Source organism: Microbacterium sp. B19(2022) (genome assembly GCF_012030385.1).
GTDB classification, from domain to species: Bacteria; Actinomycetota; Actinomycetes; order Actinomycetales; family Microbacteriaceae; genus Microbacterium; species Microbacterium oxydans_B.
Genome location: NZ_JAAUVO010000021.1, coordinates 1 through 16,855, shown reverse-complemented (window position 1 = coordinate 16,855; position 16,855 = coordinate 1). Strand labels below are relative to the sequence as shown.

The window sequence follows — 16,855 nt, the reverse complement described above, 5'->3', positions numbered from 1 at the left end:
TCCGCTATCGATTCCAGTGACGCAGCTTGTCGGGGTTGCACACGATCCAGATGTTGGACAGCAGACGTGATCGCATTTCCGCCGTGAGTGCGGCGACGACACGCTCGTCGCGGACGAGTGTGAGCCCGGGGACACCGTTGATCGATGCGGTAGCGATGAAGGTCCCCGGCGTCATCAGCGCACGCAGCTCCGCGGCAGCCGCCTCCGGCCCCGTCGCCGGCATCGGACCGGTTGGAACGTGACCGCCGCTGTCGATGACGACCTCGACCTCCGGGTGGAGCAGCGCCTGGATCGCCTCCTCGTCCAACGAGCAGAGCGCGCTCGCGAGCGACTCGACGGTGTCGACATCGGCAGCATCATGACGGCGCCGTCGCAGCCACGCCGGGTAGTGCTTGCGGGTCATGCGGTGACCGCGGTGACGTGCCCAAGCTTCTGCGGACTCATCACCCAGAGCAGCTGCAGGATGCCTTCGCTGGACGTGGTCACCGTGACCATGGTCGTGACCGTCCCGTTCTCGACGAGAGTGGCCGCGGGCTGGCCGTTCACCTGCACCCAGTCGATGGTCTTCCCGATCCAGAAGTGGTGCGCGAACGCCGCGACGAACTTCGCCACGCGCCCGCGACCTATCACGGGGATACGCGCAGCGAGCTTGACGCCGTTGCCATCGGTGTAGCTGACGACATCGGCGGCGAAGAGCGCCTCGAGCTCGTGCGCATCGCCCTTCTGAGCAGCCGTGAGGAACGCCTCGAGTAGGCGGCGCTGAGCCACCGGATCGACGTGGGCGTTGCGCGCCGACGACAGGTGCGCCCGCGCCCTGCTGACGAGTTGCCTCGCGCTCACGACGCTGCTGGAGATCACCTCGGCGATACGTGGGTACGGATAGTCGAACGCCTCGCGCAGGATGTAGGCCGCCCGCTCGGTCGGCGTCAGCTTCTCCAGCGTCAGGAGGATCGCGAACTGCAGCGCTTCGGCCCGCTCGGCACCGAGCGCCGGATCGTCATCCGTGTTCACCGGCTCGGGGAGCCACGGACCGATGTACGTCTCCCGCCGCGAGTGCGAGGACTGCAGCACATTGATCGAGAGGCGGGTGGTGATCGTCGTCAGGAACGCCACGGGCTCCTGGATCTTGCTGCGATCCGTGTTCTGCCAGCGGATCCACGTCTCCTGCACGATGTCCTCCGCGTCGGCGACCGTGGTCAGCATCCGGTACGCGATGCCGAAGAGTCGTCGGCGGTGCGTGTCGAAGATCCGTACTGCCTCGTCGAGGTCGGCGGCCTCGCCGAATCCGCTGTCGGCCATCGTCACGCCCTTCCCCCTGTCTTCATCGGAGTCCTGCGACAAGGCGTCGGCCTTCTTCGTGAACCCAGGTATCGAGGGTCGTGGACGCGAGACGCAGCGGAGACCGAGGAAGCAGCAGGTCTCCGGAGATGTTGAAGCCCAGGGTAGTGGTCTCCGCGTCCTCGACGACATAGCGCGGGTCATGGTCGACGCGGAGTACCCGACGCACGAAGTCCGGCAGAGGCATCTGCTCGGGGCCGCCGAAGTCGACCGCGCCGCCGAGCGGATCACCCATCGCCAGGTCGACGAGCGCTTCGGCCACGTCGGATGCCGCGACGGGCTGCACCGCTTTCGGAGGAAGATGCACCGTGTCCTGTGCGGTGTTCCACTCGGCGATCTGCCGCGCGAAGTCGTAGAACTGCGTGGATCGGAGGATGGAGTGGGCGATCGGCCCCGACCGCACGAGGTTCTCCTGCACGCCCTTGGCGGCGAAGTAGCCGTCTTCCCCGGCGTGATCCGCGCCGACGATCGACAGCACGACGTGGTGCTTCACTCCCGCGCGCTCCTCCGCCTCCAGCAGACGCTGCGTCGTGGTCTCGAAGAACTCGCGTGCGGCGGCACCCGACACGTCCGGGGCGTTGGTGACGTCGATGACGGCATCCGCGAACTCGAGCGCCGCATCGAGGCCCTGCCCCGTGCGCGCATCCACGCCGCTCGCCGGCGCAGCCACCACGACCGCCTGAGCTCGACGTTCGAGTCTCTCGACGACCATCCGGCCCACTTGGCCGGTCCCACCCAACACGACGATCCGCATCTCGCTCGCTCCGTTCCTGGGTCCCGCACCGTGCGCGCAGGGGGGTTCTCTTAACAGTGACCGGACAGCACCTCGAAGTGTGACAACAGTCGGAGAACTTTCACGTGGCAGCCCGGATCCGTCGTCGTTCGTAGATCAGGGTCGCGGTCAGCAGGAGCGCCCCGATGACGATGCCCGCGGTCTGGGCGGGCAGCTCGGAGACGGAGAAGACACCGACGAGCACCAGGGTCACGAGGGCACCGCCGAGGACGGCGTTCACCGCGCCGACCATGCTGGCCATCGTGAACAGGAACGAGGACCGCGCGTACCGCACCCCGAGCTCGCCGGACTGGGGCGTGTCGAGCGCGATCAGCTCGGGACCCCTCGGATGCAGACTGACGAAGTACTCGCGGATCCGCTCCATGCGTCGACGCGCAGTGATGTTCTCCACGCTCGTGTCGACGAGTCTCACGACCGTGAACCATCCCAGTGCGAAGATCGCCGGCAGGACGGTGAACGCGAGAATTCCGATCAGCGCGGGCGAGTTCGCGGCGAACCCGATGGCCACCAGACCGCTGGACAGGGTCGACAGGTAGATGGAACTGCGTGTTCCCGCTTCGCTGATCGTCGAGCTCGCAGCCGACTGGAGCACGAACAGCTCCGTGCCGACCGCACTGTTCAGGGCCGAGACATCGGGCCTCTCATCGGTCATGACGCGGCAGCGTGCTCGGGAGCCACTTCGTAGTGACTCGTGATCGCGACGCGGTTGAACGCGTTGATGACGATGGCCAGCCACCGCACGGCCGCATGCTGTTCCGCCGAGAGCGCGTCGGCCGGGTCGTGGCGGGAGGAGCGCCCCGACTGGTGATCGGCCACGAGCGTCACCATCTCGGTCACGGCGAGAGCGGCCATCTCGATGGGGGTGAAGTAGTCGGTGTCGCGCCACGCTCCGAGCACGGCGAGCCGGTCCGCGGTCTCCCCCACGCTGACGGCGTCGCGACTGTGCATCCGGAGACAGAAGGCGCAGCCGTTCAGCTGCGATGCGCGGATACGGATCAGCTCGATCGTCTTCTGTTCGAGACCCGTCTTCAACGCGGCCGTGTTGGCCTCTTTGCCTGCCAGGAGAAGCGCCTGATAGGCCGCCGGGACGGCACGCTCGAGTCGAAGAGGGCCGTGCTGGTGCTCGTCTGCCGCGCCGACGGGGGCGCCCTGCTCGCTGATGGTCGACATGTTCACCTTCCGGATCGTGGGGCGCGATATCGCCCTGTCCACAGCAGAGACCGGGCGGGGGACCCGGTTGTGACAGGCCTTGAGCGAACAGCCCCTCCGAGGTGTCACAGGGCGAAGTGGTTCGCGGTCACATTGGCGTCCGAGAAAAGATCAGGAGAAGCAGATGGAAAGCAGTCTCAGAAGCAAAGTCGTGCTCGTGACCGGTGCGTCGTCGGGAATCGGCCGGGCCACCGCGCTCGCCCTGTCCGGTGCCGGAGCACTCGTGGTGGCGGCCGGGCGTCGTGCAGAACGCCTGCAGGCGCTGGTCGAGGAAGCGCCGGGAGAGATGGTGGCCATGGAGTTGGATGTGACCAGCCCGGACTCCGTGGACCGGGTGGTCTCCGCGGTCGTCGCCCGTTTCGGCCGGCTCGACGCCCTCGTGAACAACGCGGGTCTGATGCTCGCCGGCATGATCCTGAATGCGGATACGAACGAGTGGGTGCGGATGGTGGAGACGAATCTGCTGGGTTCGATGCGTGTCGCCCATGCGGCTCTCCCTCACCTCATCGAGTCACGCGGCTCGTACGTGCAGGTGTCTTCGACATCGGGGCGCATCGCGTCAGCCGGCGCCGCCGCCTACTCGGCGACGAAGTTCGGCATCACCGCGTTCGCCGAATCCTTCCGCCAGGAAGCCACGCCGTACGGGGTGCGGACGATCGTCGTGGAGCCGGGCTTCGTCGCCACGGAGCTGACGGATCACACCACCGACCCGGTGATGCGCGAGGCGGCCGATCGCATCGGCGAGTCGATGCGCACCCTCCAGCCCGAGGACATCGCCGCGGCGGTCGTGTACGCGCTCGATCAGCCCGATCATGTGGCGGTGAACGAGATCCTGGTGCGCCCCACCGATCAGGTGCACTGAGGATCCCTCCGTGTCGCGAAGGTGCGCCGCCGTCGTCCTGACGGCGGCGCACCTTCGACTTACGGAGTTCCGGCGCCGTCCCCCGGCGGCTCCGCGACATCGGCCACCGCCTGGGCGAAGGCGTGCGGCGCCTCGGCCGGGAGGTGGTGCCCTGCGTGCGGGACCCGGCGATGCTCGCGCGGCCCGGTGAACAGGTGCGCCTGTGGGGTGCCGTCGGTCGCCGGGAAGTTGCCGTCCGCCTCGCCGTCCAGCGTGATGGTTGGGACGCTGATGGGCGGCGCCGAGGCCAGCGCGTGCTCGAGGTCTTCGTACTTCGGCGCCCCCGGTGCGAGTCCGAGCCGATGACGGTAGGAGTGGATCACCACGTCGACGTAGTCGGGGTTGTCGAACGCGGCGGCGGCACGATCCATCTCGGCATCGCTGAACGCCCACTCCGGCGAGTTGCGGCGCCAGATCACGTCGGCGATCTCGCGCCGGTTGGCGTCGAGCCCTCGGCGTCCGCGATCGGTGGCGAAGTACCAGAAGTACCAGAATCCGGCTTCCAGATCCGGACGGATCGGCGTCTGCGAAGCGGCGATGTTCTGGATGAGATACCCGTTCACCGAGACGAGGCCCGAGATCCGCTCGGGCCACAGCGCCGCGACGACGCAGGCGGCGCGCCCGCCCCAGTCGTACCCGGCGAGGACCGGCTCGTCCAGGTCGAGGGCGTCGATGAACGCCAGGAGGTCGGACCCGAGCGCCGCCTGCTCTCCGGTCCGAGGTGCGTCCCGATCGCGGAACCGTGTGTCGCCGTGGCCGCGCAGATACGGGACGATCGCCCGGTATCCCGCTTCGACGAGCATCGGCGCGACTTCGACATAGCTGTGCACGTCGTACGGGTAGCCGTGCAGGAGCACGACGGGATCCGCCTGCGGATCGCCGAGGTCGAAGTAGGAGACGGAGAGGTCTCCCGCATCGACACGGCTGGCGGCGGGGAACGGTGAGGGGGCAGTGGTCATGGTCATTCCTTCTCTGGCCGATGGCGCGGCGCCCCGCACCGCGGCGGCAGTGCGGGGCGCCGCGGTCATGTCAGGCCGCGCTCGACGTCTGACTCGCGACGTACGCTTTGCCCGCGGAGGCGATGACCTCGGCGACGATGTCGGGGTTCGACACCAGGGCGGCGTGCGATGCCCCCGCGATCTCACGCGTCCCCTGCGAGGAGGCGCGCTCCGCACCGGCGCGGAAGACGGCGACGGGGATGTTGAGGTCCTGGTCGCCGAACACGTGCCAGGACGGGATGCTCTTCCAGGCCGGGTTCGCGGCGGTGACCGCATCCGAGAGCGCCGCCTCTGTGACGGGGCGCTGGGTCGCGGCCATGAGTGCGGCGACGTCGTCCGCGACATCTGCCGCGAACTGGTGGTGGAAGGCTTCCGTGCGAATGGCGAGCTCGTTGCCGCCGGTCGCCACCGGGTAGGCGGTGAGCGTCTCGCCGAGGGTGCTTCCCGGTGCGCTGCTCGACAGGTCGAGAGCGCTCTGGCCGGTCTCCGGGACGAACGCCGAGACGTAGACGAGACCGACGACGGCAGGGTTGTCGGCCGCGGCCTCGGTGATCACGATGCCGCCGTAGGAGTGGCCGACGAGGATGACGGGTCCGCCGATGGAGGCGATCACGTCGCGCACGTAGGCGGCGTCGACGGCGAGGCTGCGCAGCGGGTTCGCGACCGCGACGACCGTCACGCCGTGGCTCTGCAGCCGGCCGATGACCGCATTCCAGGAGGCGGATTCGGCGAACGCGCCGTGGACGAGGACGATGGTGGGCTTCTCGATGGACATGGTGTCTTCTTTCTTCTGGGGTGGGGTCGTGCGGGGTCAGGCGGCGGTCAGGGCTTTGCGGAGCACATGGATGGCCTGCTCGATGGCGGCCGTGGTGGCGGCGGAGCTGCGCAGCGGGTTGAGCATCATGAAGTCGTGGATCGTGCCGTCGTAGCGCACGAGGGTCGTCCGCACGCCGGCCTCGATGAGCTTGCGGCCGTACGCCTCCCCCTCGTCGCGGAGCACATCGTTCTCGTCGACGATGAGCAGGGTCTCCGGCAGCCCCTCGAGTTCGCTGATCGGGGCGCGCAGCGGGGAGGCGGTCACGTCCTTGCGGGCTTCCACGTCGGGGAGGTAGCAGTCCCAGAACCAGGCCATCGCATCGGCGCGCAGGTGGTAACCCTCGGCGTACTCGCGGTAGCTCTCGGTGTTCTGGCCGGCGTCGGTGACCGGGTAGTACAGCGACTGGTGAAGGAAGACGACGTCACCGCGCCGCTTGGCGAGGATCGCCACGACGGCGGCCATATTCCCGCCGACCGAGTCTCCGGCGATGGCGAGCCGGGACGCGTCGAGGCCACTACTCGCACCGTCGTCCATGATCCATCGCGCTGTGGCATAGACCTGCTCGATGGCGACGGGGTGGTGCACCTCCGGCGAGCGGTCGTACTCGACGAAAACGATCGCCGCTTCCACGCCGTTCGCGAGTTCACGCACCAGACGGTCGTGCGTGCCGGAGTTGCCCAGCACCCAGCCGCCGCCGTGGACGTAGAGCACGACGGGGAGGTCACCAGTCGCGCCGGCGGGCTTGACGATGCGCACCTGCACGTCGCCGACCTCCGCAGGGACGGTGATCCACTCGTCGGCGACGTCAGCTTTCGCGATGGGGCCGGCCTGGACGTCGTCCAGCAGTGTGCGCGCGCCGTCGACGCCGAGGTCGGCGAGGAACGGGGGCTTTCCCGCGGCATCGGCGAAGGCCCGGGCTTCGGGCTCGAGTACATGGTCGGTCATGACAGGTCCTCTCGTGTGGGGTCGAGCCGGTTCGGATCGTCGCCGATCATGTGGCTCATGCAAGACAGGACCAGGTGAGGCCGAAGAATGTGACGACATCTTCGGAGCCGGTCGGCCACCCGTCGGTCGGTGTCACAACCGGTGCGCCTGCGCGGTCATGTTCGTACGGAGAGGATCCGGAACGGGCAATCGGCAACGAGGGAGAGACATGAGAATCACGGTCATCGGCGGAACGGGATTGATCGGAACGAGGCTCGTCCGCACGCTGCGAGCGAGCGGACATGATGTCGTCGCCGCCGCTCGCGCCACCGGCGTCAATTCATACACGGGCGAAGGACTGGAGGATGCTCTGACCGGCGCGGACGTCGTCGTCGACGTCTCGAACTCCTCGTACACCGACGAGGAGGCCGCCCGCGACTTCTTCTACACCTCGACGATGAACCTGCTCACCTACGGCGAGGCCGCCGGAGTCCGCCATCACGTCGCACTCTCCGTCGTCGGCACCGACCGTCTGGCCCGTGCGGAGGGCGGTTACTTCGTGGCGAAAGAGCAGCAGGAGCGGATGATCGTCGAGTCGCGACGCCCATACTCCCTCGTGCACGCCACCCAGTTCTTCGAGTTCATCCGCAACATCACCGACCAGGCGGCGCGCAGCGGCGCCGTCCGTGTCGCGGATGTGCTCGTGCAGCCGATGGCCGCCGACGATGTCGCCGAAGCGGTCGCTCGCACGGCCGTCGGCGAACCGCTCTTCGGCATGGTGGAGTTCGGCGGTCCGGAGGTCTTCAGCCTCGAACAGATCGCCGCCCAGGATCTCCGGGCCCGGCAGGACGAGCGTGAAGTGGTCGCGGACCCTCTCGGCACCTATTTCGGAGCGCGTCTGCAGAACCGCGATCTGCTCCCCGAAGCGACCGCGACGATCGCTCCCACGAGGTACCACGAGTGGCGTATCGCGGCGACCGTCTGAAGACCAGACCGTGCGCGATGGCATCCGTCACAACGAGGGCTGCCACTCGGTCATAGCTGATGGGCACCCCTTCGGCGCCCCGGAAAGGAAGGCATGAAATGGCAAAGATCGTCGTCATCGGAGGAACCGGCCTCATCGGTTCGAAGGTCGTCGCGAAGCTGAGCGAGCACGGCCACGAGGCCGTCGCCGCCTCTCCCAACACCGGCGTCAACTCGCTCACCGGCGAAGGACTCGCCGAGGTCCTGGTCGGCGCGAACACGGTCGTCGACGTCTCCAACTCGCCGTCGTTCGAGGCCCAGGACGTCCTGAAGTTCTTCACCACCTCCACGCGCAACCTGCTGGCAGCCGAGGCGGAGGCGGGCGTGACCCACCACGTCGCGCTCACCATCGTGGGCACGAACCGCCCGCAGCACATCGACTACTTCGCCGCGAAGGTGGCGCAGGAGCAGCTCATCCGTGAGTCGGGCATCCCGTACTCCCTCGTGCACGCCACGCAGTTCTTCGAGTTCGTCGGCAGCATCGCCGATATCTCGACGGAGGGCGACACTGTGAGCCTGCCGGGCGCGCTGATCCAGCCCATCGCAGCCGAGGACGTGGCGACCGCCGTCGCGCGCGCTGCGGCGGGCGAACCGGCCGGCGACGTCGAGATCGCGGGCCCCGAGGCCATGGGCATGGACGAGTTCGCCCGGCGCGCGCTGACGTTCCGTGGCGACGCCCGCACGGTGGTCCGCGACGACACCGCTCCGTACTACGGCGCCGTGATCGAGGAGCGCACCCTCATCCCCGTCGAGGGCGCGCACATCTTCGAGACGACTCTCGAACAGTGGCTGCCGCTGAACCCGCCCCGCAAGTAACAGACCGCACGACGAAGCGGGCACCCTCCTCGACCGAGAAGGGTGCCCGCTTCGTCGCCTACTGGTAGGTGACCGTCGCGTCCCACGCCGTCGTGTCGTACGCCGCGGTGGAGCGCGCCTGGGTGACGAACTCCAGACGGTCGCCGGCCGCGACCGTCACCGGCACCCGGAACGTGCGCGCCGCGGCAGTCGTCAGAGTGATGCCCGTCGTGCCGGTCGGCCAGATCTGAGTGTTGTTCTTGAGGATGCGCACGACCACTCCGTCACCACCCGCCTGCGGCTTGGAGACGACCCCTGTGACCACCGTGCTGCCCGCAGTCGGGGCGACATAGACGCGCGCGGCATCGGCTCCGACATCCGGATGCTGTGCGTCGGACCGGACCATGGTCCAGGTGGCCGTCCCCTTCCACCGGGTGTTGGTGGCATCCCACGTCATCGGCGCGATCACTCGTGAGCCGCTCGGATAGGTCCACTGCTCGTACGACCACCCTCCGGCGCCCTGGGTGCTGGCGAAGTCGGACTTCGCATGATGCACGGCGTCCGGATGCTTCAGCTGGCGCACGAAGTCCTTCGTCATGTTCCAGTACATCGAGTTGTCGATCACACCGTCGGTGTTGGTCCACTTCTCGGCGGGTGCCACGAGACCGCTCGTGTCGGCGATCTGCACCGATGTCTCCTCGGCGAACTCGTTGAACGAGTTGATCACGACGCTCTCGGGCGGGGTCGGCCGGTCGAGCACCCGCCGCCAGGTCTTCTCGATGTAGTAGAGCCCGTTCTGACGCGAAACAGGGGTGTAGCCGGGCACGTTGTTGTTCCACCCGGGCATGGTGAGCATGACCTCGTCGTTCGACGGCGAGCCGTCCGGGCCGAGCTGCCAGCCGTACTCACCCGGCAGCGCGCTCGAGGCGAAGCGCACGGTGAAGTGGTTCGACGCACTCTTGTCGCCCGTGTAGGAGCGCCACGCGTTCTGCGTCGAGACCGGCGCGTAGACCACGAGCAGCGGCTTCCCGTCGACTTCGTGGTAGTGCTCGGATCCGCCGATCGTGGGATCACCGGCGAACTCGGCCCAGGTCTGGGCCGCTTCCTGCTCGATCGTCACGGGGGTGCCCGTCCACTGCACCCGGCCGATGGCGAAGGCGTATCGGATGTCGCGCTTCGCGGGTTGCGCGTTGTGCACCGCGATGCGCGCCGCGACGTCTGCCGCCCGGTTGAGGATGGCACCGCTGACGTTGTTCAGACCGTTCGTCTCGTCAAGCAGGAGCCAGTCGATCTCCGCGCCGGAGATGGTGTTCAGGTGCTCGTCGATCACCGCCGAGTTCCCGCTGTCGTACGTCTGGTAGCTACCGAGGGTATACGGGACGTACCGGATCGCCGGCTTGCCGGGGAATCCCGCCCAGGTGTTGGTGGAGACGCTGTCCGCCGAGCGATATCGCAGAGCGTTCCAGGTTCCGCCGCCGACTCCGGCGGTGAAGGCGACGGTCGCCTTCCAGCCGTAGCGGTCGCCGGTGATGTTCCCCTGCAACAGGCGCGTCGCGCCCACCCCGAACCCCGTGTGCAGCGCGATGTTCTCCGGCGAGATGGCCTTGAGCGCGCGATCGTATTCGCGGCCCATCAGGTCGCCGCCCACACCGTCGCCCGTGACGTCGGCGTGGAAGTAGACGTAGGGTTCCGCGTAGCCGTCGCCGTTGCCGTCCGTGACGAACTGGTCATTCGATCCGATGCCGTGCGTGGTGGTCCACGCGGCGGGGGCACCGAACGCGGAACCGGTCGACGGAGTCGTGTACCAGGACCCGTCCCACGCGGCGAAGTACACCGCATCCGCCTTGCCGTCTCCCGTCGTGTCGGCGAGGAGCTGGCGGGTCGTGTTACCGCCGAAACCGGTCCGCCAGGTCGTGAGGGCGGCGAAGCCGGTGCCCGATGAGGCGCCGGCGTGCCACGTGCCACTGTTCACCGCTCCGGAACCGTTGGTGAAGGTGGCGAGATCCGCGCGGCCGTCTCCGGTCACGTCGGCGACGAAACGTGCATTGGCGCTCGCCCCGGTGTTCGCCCTCCAGAGCGTGTACTGCTGGAACGACGTCCCCGACGAGAGCGCGACATACCAGTCGCCCGGCTGCCCGTCGCCGTTGCCGTCAGTGGCGAAGTACGCGACCGCATCCGCGCGGCCGTCACCGTTGACATCGGCCATGAAGCGCTCACTCGACCCGGCTCCGTGGCCGGACACCCAGGCGGTCGCGGCCGCGAAACCGGTGCCCGTCGAGAGCCCCACCCTCCACACACCCGTGGCATCGAACGTGACGGCGTCGTCCTTTCCATCGCCGTTCACATCGGCGAGGAACTGGCTCGCACTGGAGGCGCCGTGGCCCGTCGCGGAGGTGATCGGCAGTGCAGGGACCTTCGAGTACCAGGTGGCGTACCAGATGCCGACATTCGGCGTAGCGGCCGCGGTCGCGGTCGCGCCGGAGGTGGTGGCGTCGGTGGCCGCATCGACGGCGCCATCCGCGGCGACAGCGGGCGACACTGCGCCCGTGGCCACGAGCGCGACCGCGGCGAGCGCCCCGATCAGATTGCGATATCTCATGTGTGCTCTCCTTTGAGCGTCCGGCATCGGTGCCGGTCCGGTGTTCGGCTGTTATCGACGCCGCCCGTCGACGTCGAGAGTGAGGATCAGGCGGGGGCCGGCCACGCCGAGGAAGGTGCCCGCGAAGTCGGTGAGCGGCCGCGGCGGCGCGTCGGGATCGTGGGCATCGCGCACCAACAGCACCGGACCCACCCGCTCGACATCCGCTTCGGTGAGCTGTTCGCGGTGCGGCGAGAAGACGAGCTCGACGACCGCGGTCGCCCCGATCCGAGCCGGGAGGGTCACGGTGCGAACCACGTCTTCGACGGCGATCTCGATCACGAACTCCCCGGTCGTCTCCGGCGCTTCGACGACCGTGAAACCGACCGTCGTGTCTGCGGGGTAGCGCGTCTCCTGGCGGATGCGCCAGACGCCGGCGTCCGTGTGCACCACGTGCGTGCCGGGGTACAGGTCGGTGACCACCAACACCTCCCCGTGCAGCCGGGCTGCGGTCTCCCGAGCCTCGAGCAGCCCGATCGCCCCGCGGATCGTGCAGCACCAGTGCGCATCGGGTTCGACCGCCGCGAGGATCGGATCGCTCGCGGTGGCGATCGTGTCGAGCCCGAAGCTGCCGTCGAGGCGCTCGGCGAAGGACAGCCCGTTGTGCGCGATGCGGGCGGCATCCACTCGGTACCGGCCATCGCCGGTCAGCTCGTGGAGGGATCCCGCGACGCCGATCGAGTCGACGATCGCGCACGGCTCCGTCCAGCTGTCGGGGCGGCCGAACCAGTTGAAGGTGGCGTGATTGAGCGTGCGCCCCTCGCGCGCATACGTGTCATAGAGCACGGTCGCGACATCGGCGGCCTGTGCGTCGCCGGTCGCGACCGACCAGTCGGCGAGGTTGCGGGCGGCGGCGAGCACCGCGTGCAGCTGGGCCCGGTGCGCGACGACATCCAGGGTGCTCACGGTCTGCGTCAGTTCGACGATGAGATCGGCGAGATCGGAGCGCCCGCTGAGGAGGGCCGCCGGCACGAGCGCGTTCAAGGACAGCAGCACGCACCACACGTCGCTCGAGACGGCCCACCCGCCGATCACCTCGGTGGCGGTGCCCGATGGCGCACCGCCGTAGGTGGGGACGACGCGCGCCCACGGATAGTCGCGGCGCCGGAGAGCCGGGGCGATGAGCGCGTCGATCACGCGGAACGCGGCCCTCCGGGAGCGTTCGTCGCCGGTGACGTGGAAGAACTGCAGCAGCCCCGCGGCCACCCACCCATGGCAGGCGACCTGCTGCTCATCGCTGACCTCCCCGACCTCGGGGCCGAGATACCCGCGCGGCACGAGCACATCGAGCATCGCCTCGTTCAGCTGCGTCGCACGCTCGAGGGTCGGCATTCCGGCCCGCGCGTACCGGGAGAGCGAGAGCAGCAGGCGCCCGGCGAGGTCTCCCGGCCAGTCACTCTCGAGAGTGCTCCGCATCACGTCGGCCACCTCGTAGTCGTCACGCAGCAGCCTCTGCACCGAGGCGCGGAGCGCGTGATCCTCCTCGAGTGCCGACACGAAAGCCGGCGTGCCGGAGCGCACGTCAACCATGAGCGCTCACCTCCGCCGTGGCCATGACCGTGTCGGCATCGTCCGCAAAGTAGACGTGCGTACCGGGGCCGACGTCATGCGCCGCGACGCCCGGGATCAGCACGCTCGCCTGCCCGTCGACCGGAACCTCGATCTCCACACGCACGCCCGCCCCTTCCCGGCGCCATGCCACCCGGTAGGTGCCGCGCACCGAGTGGTAGACCGATGCGGCGCTCGGTACCGCGGCCAAAAAGACCGGCGCGACCACGGCGTATCGCCACGCGATGGAGGTCGGACTTTGACGAAGACCCGCGACATCGCTCTGCAGCCAGTGGTCGATCATCCCGAGCATGAAGTGGTTGTTGGAACCCTCGCCGACGGTGAGCCTCTCGGCCGACCAGGTCTCCGCGAGGGCGGTCACCCCGCGCGAGAGCTGCATGCCGTATCCGGGAACATCGGTGCGCGAGATCGTGCGATGCACGAGCTCGGCATGACCGCGCCGGTGCAGCAGATCGACGAGCAGCGCGAAGGTGACCTCGCCGACGGTGAACGCGTCGCCGTCGGCAGCGATGCGCTCGAGCAGCGAGGCGAAGAAGGCGTCGGATGCCGCGCCGTCACCGCGCTTCTCGGCGATGTCCGTGAGGATCACGAGCTCGGTCTGACTGGCATCGGCGCCGGGAGCCTCGTGTCGCCGGAGCGCGTGGAGCACGGAACCCGCCAGCGCCCGGAGCTCCGACGCCCACGCCTGCTCGCCCACGATCTCCGCGATCACCTCGGCGGACTCGAGCACGCGCAGGAACCCGTGCGAGGCCACGAGTTCGCGGGGGGCCGAGGCGTCGATGGCGATCCAGTCGCCGAGGCCGAAGTCGATCAGCCCCGCCACCTGACGGCTTGCGAGATAGGCGACGTACGCCTTCATGGCAGCGACGTTGTCTTCGAGCACGCGTCGGTCGCCGTACTCCCGGTAGTGCGCGAGCGGGAGATGCACGATGACGCCACCCCAGTTGACGTCGAAACGGAACGCATCGTCATCGTCGAGGTAGGCGTGTCCGCTGAAGTCGACGAACTCGGGGACCGTATTCGGAATGGCCCCGGAGGGCAGCTGGGCCGTCCTCGCGTGATGCAGCATGTCGCGCAGGTGCGCTTCGACGTCGTAGCCGCGCGCGATCGCGTCGAAGCAGAAGTGCAGCTGCTCCAGCCAGCCGAGCTTCTCGCGGTGCGGGCAGTCGGTGAAGACGCTGTGCATGTTCCCCTGCACGGCGCGGTCGATGACCTCGTGCAGTCGCTGGAGGAACGGATCGCCGCTCATGAAACCGCCGGCGCGCGTGTTGGCGGCCCGGATGACGTGAGCGGAGACTTCGATCCCCGCGCTGGGTCCTCGGAGCTCGACGTACCGGAAGCCGTGATAGCCGAACCGGGGCGACCACGAGCCCGCTGTTCCCGCCGGTATGCGCACCCTGTCGAAGATCGGCGTTCCCGTGCTGTCCTGGTCGACGCCGTCGCCGCTGATCAGCTCGGCGGGGTGCAGTTCCACGACACGGTCCTCCGCGGCGGGCTGCCACCGGACCTCGGGCACGCCGGCGACATTGACCCCGAAGTCGACGACACGTCCCCGCGAGCCCTCCCAGGCGGTGCTCGCCTCCCGCGTCTCCACCACGGCGAGGGGCGGATGCTCCGGCCACCAGATCTTCGGGGAGGGGGCGCCGGCCGCGACCGCGACCGTGTCGGCGCCGTGCTCCCACGGTTCGGGGACGCCCGCGTCGTAGTCCTCGCCGCCATACCAGTGCGCGGCGAGCGTCGCGCCGCGGCCGGTGCGCGTGTGCCCCGCCGTGGTCGTCGTGACGCGGGGGCTCGCTCCGAACTGCTCGATCGCGGCGAGCAGGCGGGGAGCCTGATGCTGCGCGGCGAACTTCCGGTAGCGCGCGGGGTCGTCCGAGATCCAATACGGACCCGATGCCATCTCGATCGTCACCGTGTGCGGCCCCGGGGCGAGCAGGCCGAGGTCGTGCGTCGCCGCAGACGCCTCCGTGCGCAGGTCGCTGTAACCGGGGCCGAGCAGGCCGTCGCGTCGCAGACGTCCGTCGACGCGCACCTCGACCACCCCTGGGGCTGCCAGGTGAAGGAGCGTGCGGGTGTCGGAGGCGCGGGACTCGATGTCGAAGGCGAACCACACCGTGCGGTCGTCGCCCTCGGCGCGAGCGCGCGCCACCGCGGGATGGGCGACCCACTGCGCCCCCGTCGATTCGAGATCGGGGGCGGTCGTGAAGCCGCGCGGGGCATCCCACGCGATTCGACCTTCTCGCCGCACTCCCACCCGCCACTGCACGAGCCGGCCTGCCGGTCGGGGCAGCACGATCGACCGCGCATCGGCGCTCAGCACGTGCAGGTGATCGGTGGCCGAGTCAGCGTCGAGTTCGACGACGATGAGGTCGTCGGGCCGCAGCGGCTGGTCGGCGCTCCAGCTCAAACGCACCGACGTCGAGTCGACCCCGAGTGGAGAATCGAGCCCGTTGACGCGCAGGCGGGAAAAGGTGTTCGGCATCAGCTCGTTCTCCGTGAGGACGGGCAGCGCGGGTGGCGGGCCGATCACGGCCCGCCACCTCACGTGCTCAGTTGTCGGCGAGGTCCTTGGCGAAGGCCGCATCGAGCCGTTCGGCCGCGACCTCAGGCGAATCGGAGCCGAGGATGACCGTCTGAGTCACCTCGTTCAGTTCGAGCTGGGTCGCCGTCCCCGGCCATCCCTGGTCGGGCCAGGTCGCCGTCTTGCCCGACACCACGTACTCCAGCACCGTCGCCTGGTTCGGGCTGTCCGGCGAGAAGGAGTCGTTCGGGAGCGAGGGTGCCCCCTTCGACGCGGTCGCGTAGGCGTTCTGCGCATCCGCCGTCGCGAGGAAGTCGATGAACACCTTCGCGGCATCCTGGTTGTCCGACTTGGCGTTGATGCCGAAGCCCGAGGAGTCGGCGGCGGCCAGGTAGTTGTCGCCCGAGTCGTCGACCGGGAACGGGGCGATCGAGAAGGTGGCGCCCTCGGGTGCCACGTCTTCCAGCGACGTGGTGTCGGAGAACGCGAACGTGGCGAGCGCCTGACCGGTGGCCACCTGCTCGAACGAGACGTTCCACTCGGTGCCGGTCGGCCCCTCGTTGAAGCAGCCGGCGGCGAGCATCTCCTGCTGCATGGCGAAGGCGTCGACCCATTCCGAGTCGGCGAAGGACTGGTCGCCCGCGATCTGCTCGACGGTGAAGTCGGGGTTCGGGCCGTAGAGCAGCGGCGCCAGCATGGCGTAGCTCGGGATCGAGCTGCCGCCCTTGAGGAACATCGTGTACGCGACCTTGCCGTTGTCCTTCGCGGCGGCGCACAGGTCGAGCACCTCGGAGTAGGTCTCGGGAATCTCGAGGCCGAGCTCCTCCATCGTCTGGTCGTTGTACACGGGCCCGAGGCCGAGCGCGCCGATCGGCACCGACAGCAGCTTGTCGTCGTTGCTGAAGAGGTTGTTCTGCGTGGGCGACAGCTCGCCCGCCCATTCGGCCCCGCTGAGGTCGACGAGCTGGCTGGCTTCGTCGAGCGGAACCACGCTCACGACGTTGCCGGCGCCGGGGAAGGTGCGGATCACGTCGGCGGCGGTGCCGGCGGCGAGACCCGTGCGGAGGAAGGTGGGATAGTCGCTGCCACCGTCCTGGATCTCGACGGTGATGTCGGGGTGGGCCGCCTCGAACTCTTCGACGACCGCCTCCAGCGGAGCGACGTTGTCGGTGGCGATGGTGAGCGTCTTCTGGTCGCCGGTCGATCCCGTGTTCGTGGGTTCGTCTGACGTCGAGCAGGCGGTGAGGGCCAGGACGGCGACGATGCCGACAGCCGCCGCGGGTGCACTGCGTTGTAACATGCGGGTTTTCCTCTCGGGTGGGGCAGGGT

15 protein-coding genes are annotated in these 16,855 nt (G+C 68.8%); 3 read left to right on the top strand and 12 right to left on the bottom strand.

The annotated features are described in order from the left end of the window. Positions 1-4: 4 nt before the first annotated feature. From HCX50_RS16610 to HCX50_RS16590, 5 genes are all read right to left on the bottom strand, one after another. Positions 5-403 (bottom strand): hypothetical protein, encoded by a 399-nt coding sequence (locus HCX50_RS16610; RefSeq protein WP_051662217.1) that lies wholly within the window; start codon positions 401-403, stop codon positions 5-7. After that, a complete protein-coding gene (locus HCX50_RS16605; RefSeq protein WP_167635092.1) occupies positions 400-1,299 on the bottom strand; it encodes an RNA polymerase sigma-70 factor in 900 nt (299 codons plus the stop codon). Before HCX50_RS16605 ends, HCX50_RS16610 begins: the two co-directional genes overlap by 4 nt. 22 nt (positions 1,300-1,321) lie before the next feature. Next, positions 1,322-2,092, bottom strand: a complete 771-nt coding sequence (locus tag HCX50_RS16600; RefSeq protein WP_272953122.1) for an SDR family oxidoreductase — start codon at positions 2,090-2,092, stop codon at positions 1,322-1,324. 100 nt (positions 2,093-2,192) lie between these two features. Next, positions 2,193-2,783 (bottom strand): hypothetical protein, encoded by a 591-nt coding sequence (locus HCX50_RS16595; RefSeq protein WP_167635090.1) that lies wholly within the window; start codon positions 2,781-2,783, stop codon positions 2,193-2,195. Next, positions 2,780-3,301: a carboxymuconolactone decarboxylase family protein gene (locus HCX50_RS16590; RefSeq protein WP_167635089.1), complete on the bottom strand. Its 522-nt coding sequence runs from the start codon at positions 3,299-3,301 to the stop codon at positions 2,780-2,782. Before HCX50_RS16590 ends, HCX50_RS16595 begins: the two co-directional genes overlap by 4 nt. A gap of 163 nt (positions 3,302-3,464) precedes the next feature. Here HCX50_RS16590 and HCX50_RS16585 point away from each other — a divergent pair, with 163 nt between their 5' ends. Then, the gene (locus tag HCX50_RS16585) at positions 3,465-4,202 is read left to right on the top strand and encodes an SDR family oxidoreductase (RefSeq protein WP_167635088.1); all 738 of its coding nucleotides are present in this window, start codon (positions 3,465-3,467) and stop codon (positions 4,200-4,202) included. Between the two features lie 59 nt (positions 4,203-4,261). Here HCX50_RS16585 and HCX50_RS16580 read toward each other — a convergent pair whose 3' ends face one another. The 3 genes from HCX50_RS16580 to HCX50_RS16570 form a co-directional block, all read right to left on the bottom strand. Next, the gene (locus HCX50_RS16580; RefSeq protein ID WP_237682555.1) at positions 4,262-5,200 is read right to left on the bottom strand and encodes an alpha/beta fold hydrolase; all 939 of its coding nucleotides are present in this window, start codon (positions 5,198-5,200) and stop codon (positions 4,262-4,264) included. 70 nt (positions 5,201-5,270) lie between these two features. Then, positions 5,271-6,014 carry an alpha/beta fold hydrolase gene (locus tag HCX50_RS16575; RefSeq protein WP_167635086.1) on the bottom strand — a complete coding sequence of 248 codons (744 nt, stop codon included), beginning with the start codon at positions 6,012-6,014 and terminating at the stop codon, positions 5,271-5,273. A gap of 36 nt (positions 6,015-6,050) precedes the next feature. Next, on the bottom strand, positions 6,051-7,001 hold the full coding sequence (locus HCX50_RS16570; RefSeq protein ID WP_091030541.1) for an alpha/beta hydrolase: 951 nt from the start codon (positions 6,999-7,001) through the stop codon (positions 6,051-6,053). 208 nt (positions 7,002-7,209) lie between these two features. Here HCX50_RS16570 and HCX50_RS16565 point away from each other — a divergent pair, with 208 nt between their 5' ends. Continuing rightward, a complete protein-coding gene (locus HCX50_RS16565) occupies positions 7,210-7,965 on the top strand; it encodes an SDR family oxidoreductase (RefSeq protein WP_091030537.1) in 756 nt (251 codons plus the stop codon). 98 nt (positions 7,966-8,063) lie between these two features. After that, positions 8,064-8,819 carry an SDR family oxidoreductase gene (locus HCX50_RS16560; protein WP_091030532.1) on the top strand — a complete coding sequence of 252 codons (756 nt, stop codon included), beginning with the start codon at positions 8,064-8,066 and terminating at the stop codon, positions 8,817-8,819. Positions 8,820-8,877: 58 nt separating this feature from the next. Here the strand turns inward: HCX50_RS16560 and HCX50_RS16555 are convergent, their stop codons facing one another. Genes HCX50_RS16555 through HCX50_RS16540 form a run of 4 tightly spaced genes read right to left on the bottom strand, consistent with a single transcriptional unit; the run spans position 8,878 to position 16,826 of the window. Next, positions 8,878-11,397, bottom strand: a complete 2,520-nt coding sequence (locus HCX50_RS16555) for an FG-GAP repeat domain-containing protein (protein WP_167635085.1) — start codon at positions 11,395-11,397, stop codon at positions 8,878-8,880. Positions 11,398-11,448: 51 nt separating this feature from the next. Continuing rightward, entirely contained in the window at positions 11,449-12,966 is a 1,518-nt protein-coding gene (locus HCX50_RS16550; RefSeq protein ID WP_167635084.1) for a beta-L-arabinofuranosidase domain-containing protein, read from the bottom strand. Further along, the gene (locus tag HCX50_RS16545; RefSeq protein WP_167635083.1) at positions 12,959-15,535 is read right to left on the bottom strand and encodes a family 78 glycoside hydrolase catalytic domain; all 2,577 of its coding nucleotides are present in this window, start codon (positions 15,533-15,535) and stop codon (positions 12,959-12,961) included. Before HCX50_RS16545 ends, HCX50_RS16550 begins: the two co-directional genes overlap by 8 nt. A 19-nt stretch (positions 15,536-15,554) precedes the next feature. Then, the gene (locus tag HCX50_RS16540; protein ID WP_167635082.1) at positions 15,555-16,826 is read right to left on the bottom strand and encodes an ABC transporter substrate-binding protein; all 1,272 of its coding nucleotides are present in this window, start codon (positions 16,824-16,826) and stop codon (positions 15,555-15,557) included. Between the last annotated feature and the right edge of the window lie 29 nt (positions 16,827-16,855).

Coding starts and splice junctions, on each gene's coding strand:
- HCX50_RS16600 (WP_272953122.1), bottom strand. CDS start 2,092: ATGCGGATCGTCGTGTTGGGTGGGACCGGCCAAGTGGGCCGGATGGTC.
- HCX50_RS16560 (WP_091030532.1), top strand. CDS start 8,064: ATGGCAAAGATCGTCGTCATCGGAGGAACCGGCCTCATCGGTTCGAAG.
- HCX50_RS16570 (WP_091030541.1), bottom strand. CDS start 7,001: ATGACCGACCATGTACTCGAGCCCGAAGCCCGGGCCTTCGCCGATGCC.
- HCX50_RS16585 (WP_167635088.1), top strand. CDS start 3,465: ATGGAAAGCAGTCTCAGAAGCAAAGTCGTGCTCGTGACCGGTGCGTCG.
- HCX50_RS16555 (WP_167635085.1), bottom strand. CDS start 11,397: ATGAGATATCGCAATCTGATCGGGGCGCTCGCCGCGGTCGCGCTCGTG.
- HCX50_RS16565 (WP_091030537.1), top strand. CDS start 7,210: ATGAGAATCACGGTCATCGGCGGAACGGGATTGATCGGAACGAGGCTC.
- HCX50_RS16610 (WP_051662217.1), bottom strand. CDS start 403: ATGACCCGCAAGCACTACCCGGCGTGGCTGCGACGGCGCCGTCATGAT.
- HCX50_RS16605 (WP_167635092.1), bottom strand. CDS start 1,299: ATGGCCGACAGCGGATTCGGCGAGGCCGCCGACCTCGACGAGGCAGTA.
- HCX50_RS16580 (WP_237682555.1), bottom strand. CDS start 5,200: ATGACCACTGCCCCCTCACCGTTCCCCGCCGCCAGCCGTGTCGATGCG.
- HCX50_RS16550 (WP_167635084.1), bottom strand. CDS start 12,966: ATGGTTGACGTGCGCTCCGGCACGCCGGCTTTCGTGTCGGCACTCGAG.
- HCX50_RS16590 (WP_167635089.1), bottom strand. CDS start 3,301: ATGTCGACCATCAGCGAGCAGGGCGCCCCCGTCGGCGCGGCAGACGAG.
- HCX50_RS16595 (WP_167635090.1), bottom strand. CDS start 2,783: ATGACCGATGAGAGGCCCGATGTCTCGGCCCTGAACAGTGCGGTCGGC.
- HCX50_RS16575 (WP_167635086.1), bottom strand. CDS start 6,014: ATGTCCATCGAGAAGCCCACCATCGTCCTCGTCCACGGCGCGTTCGCC.
- HCX50_RS16540 (WP_167635082.1), bottom strand. CDS start 16,826: ATGTTACAACGCAGTGCACCCGCGGCGGCTGTCGGCATCGTCGCCGTC.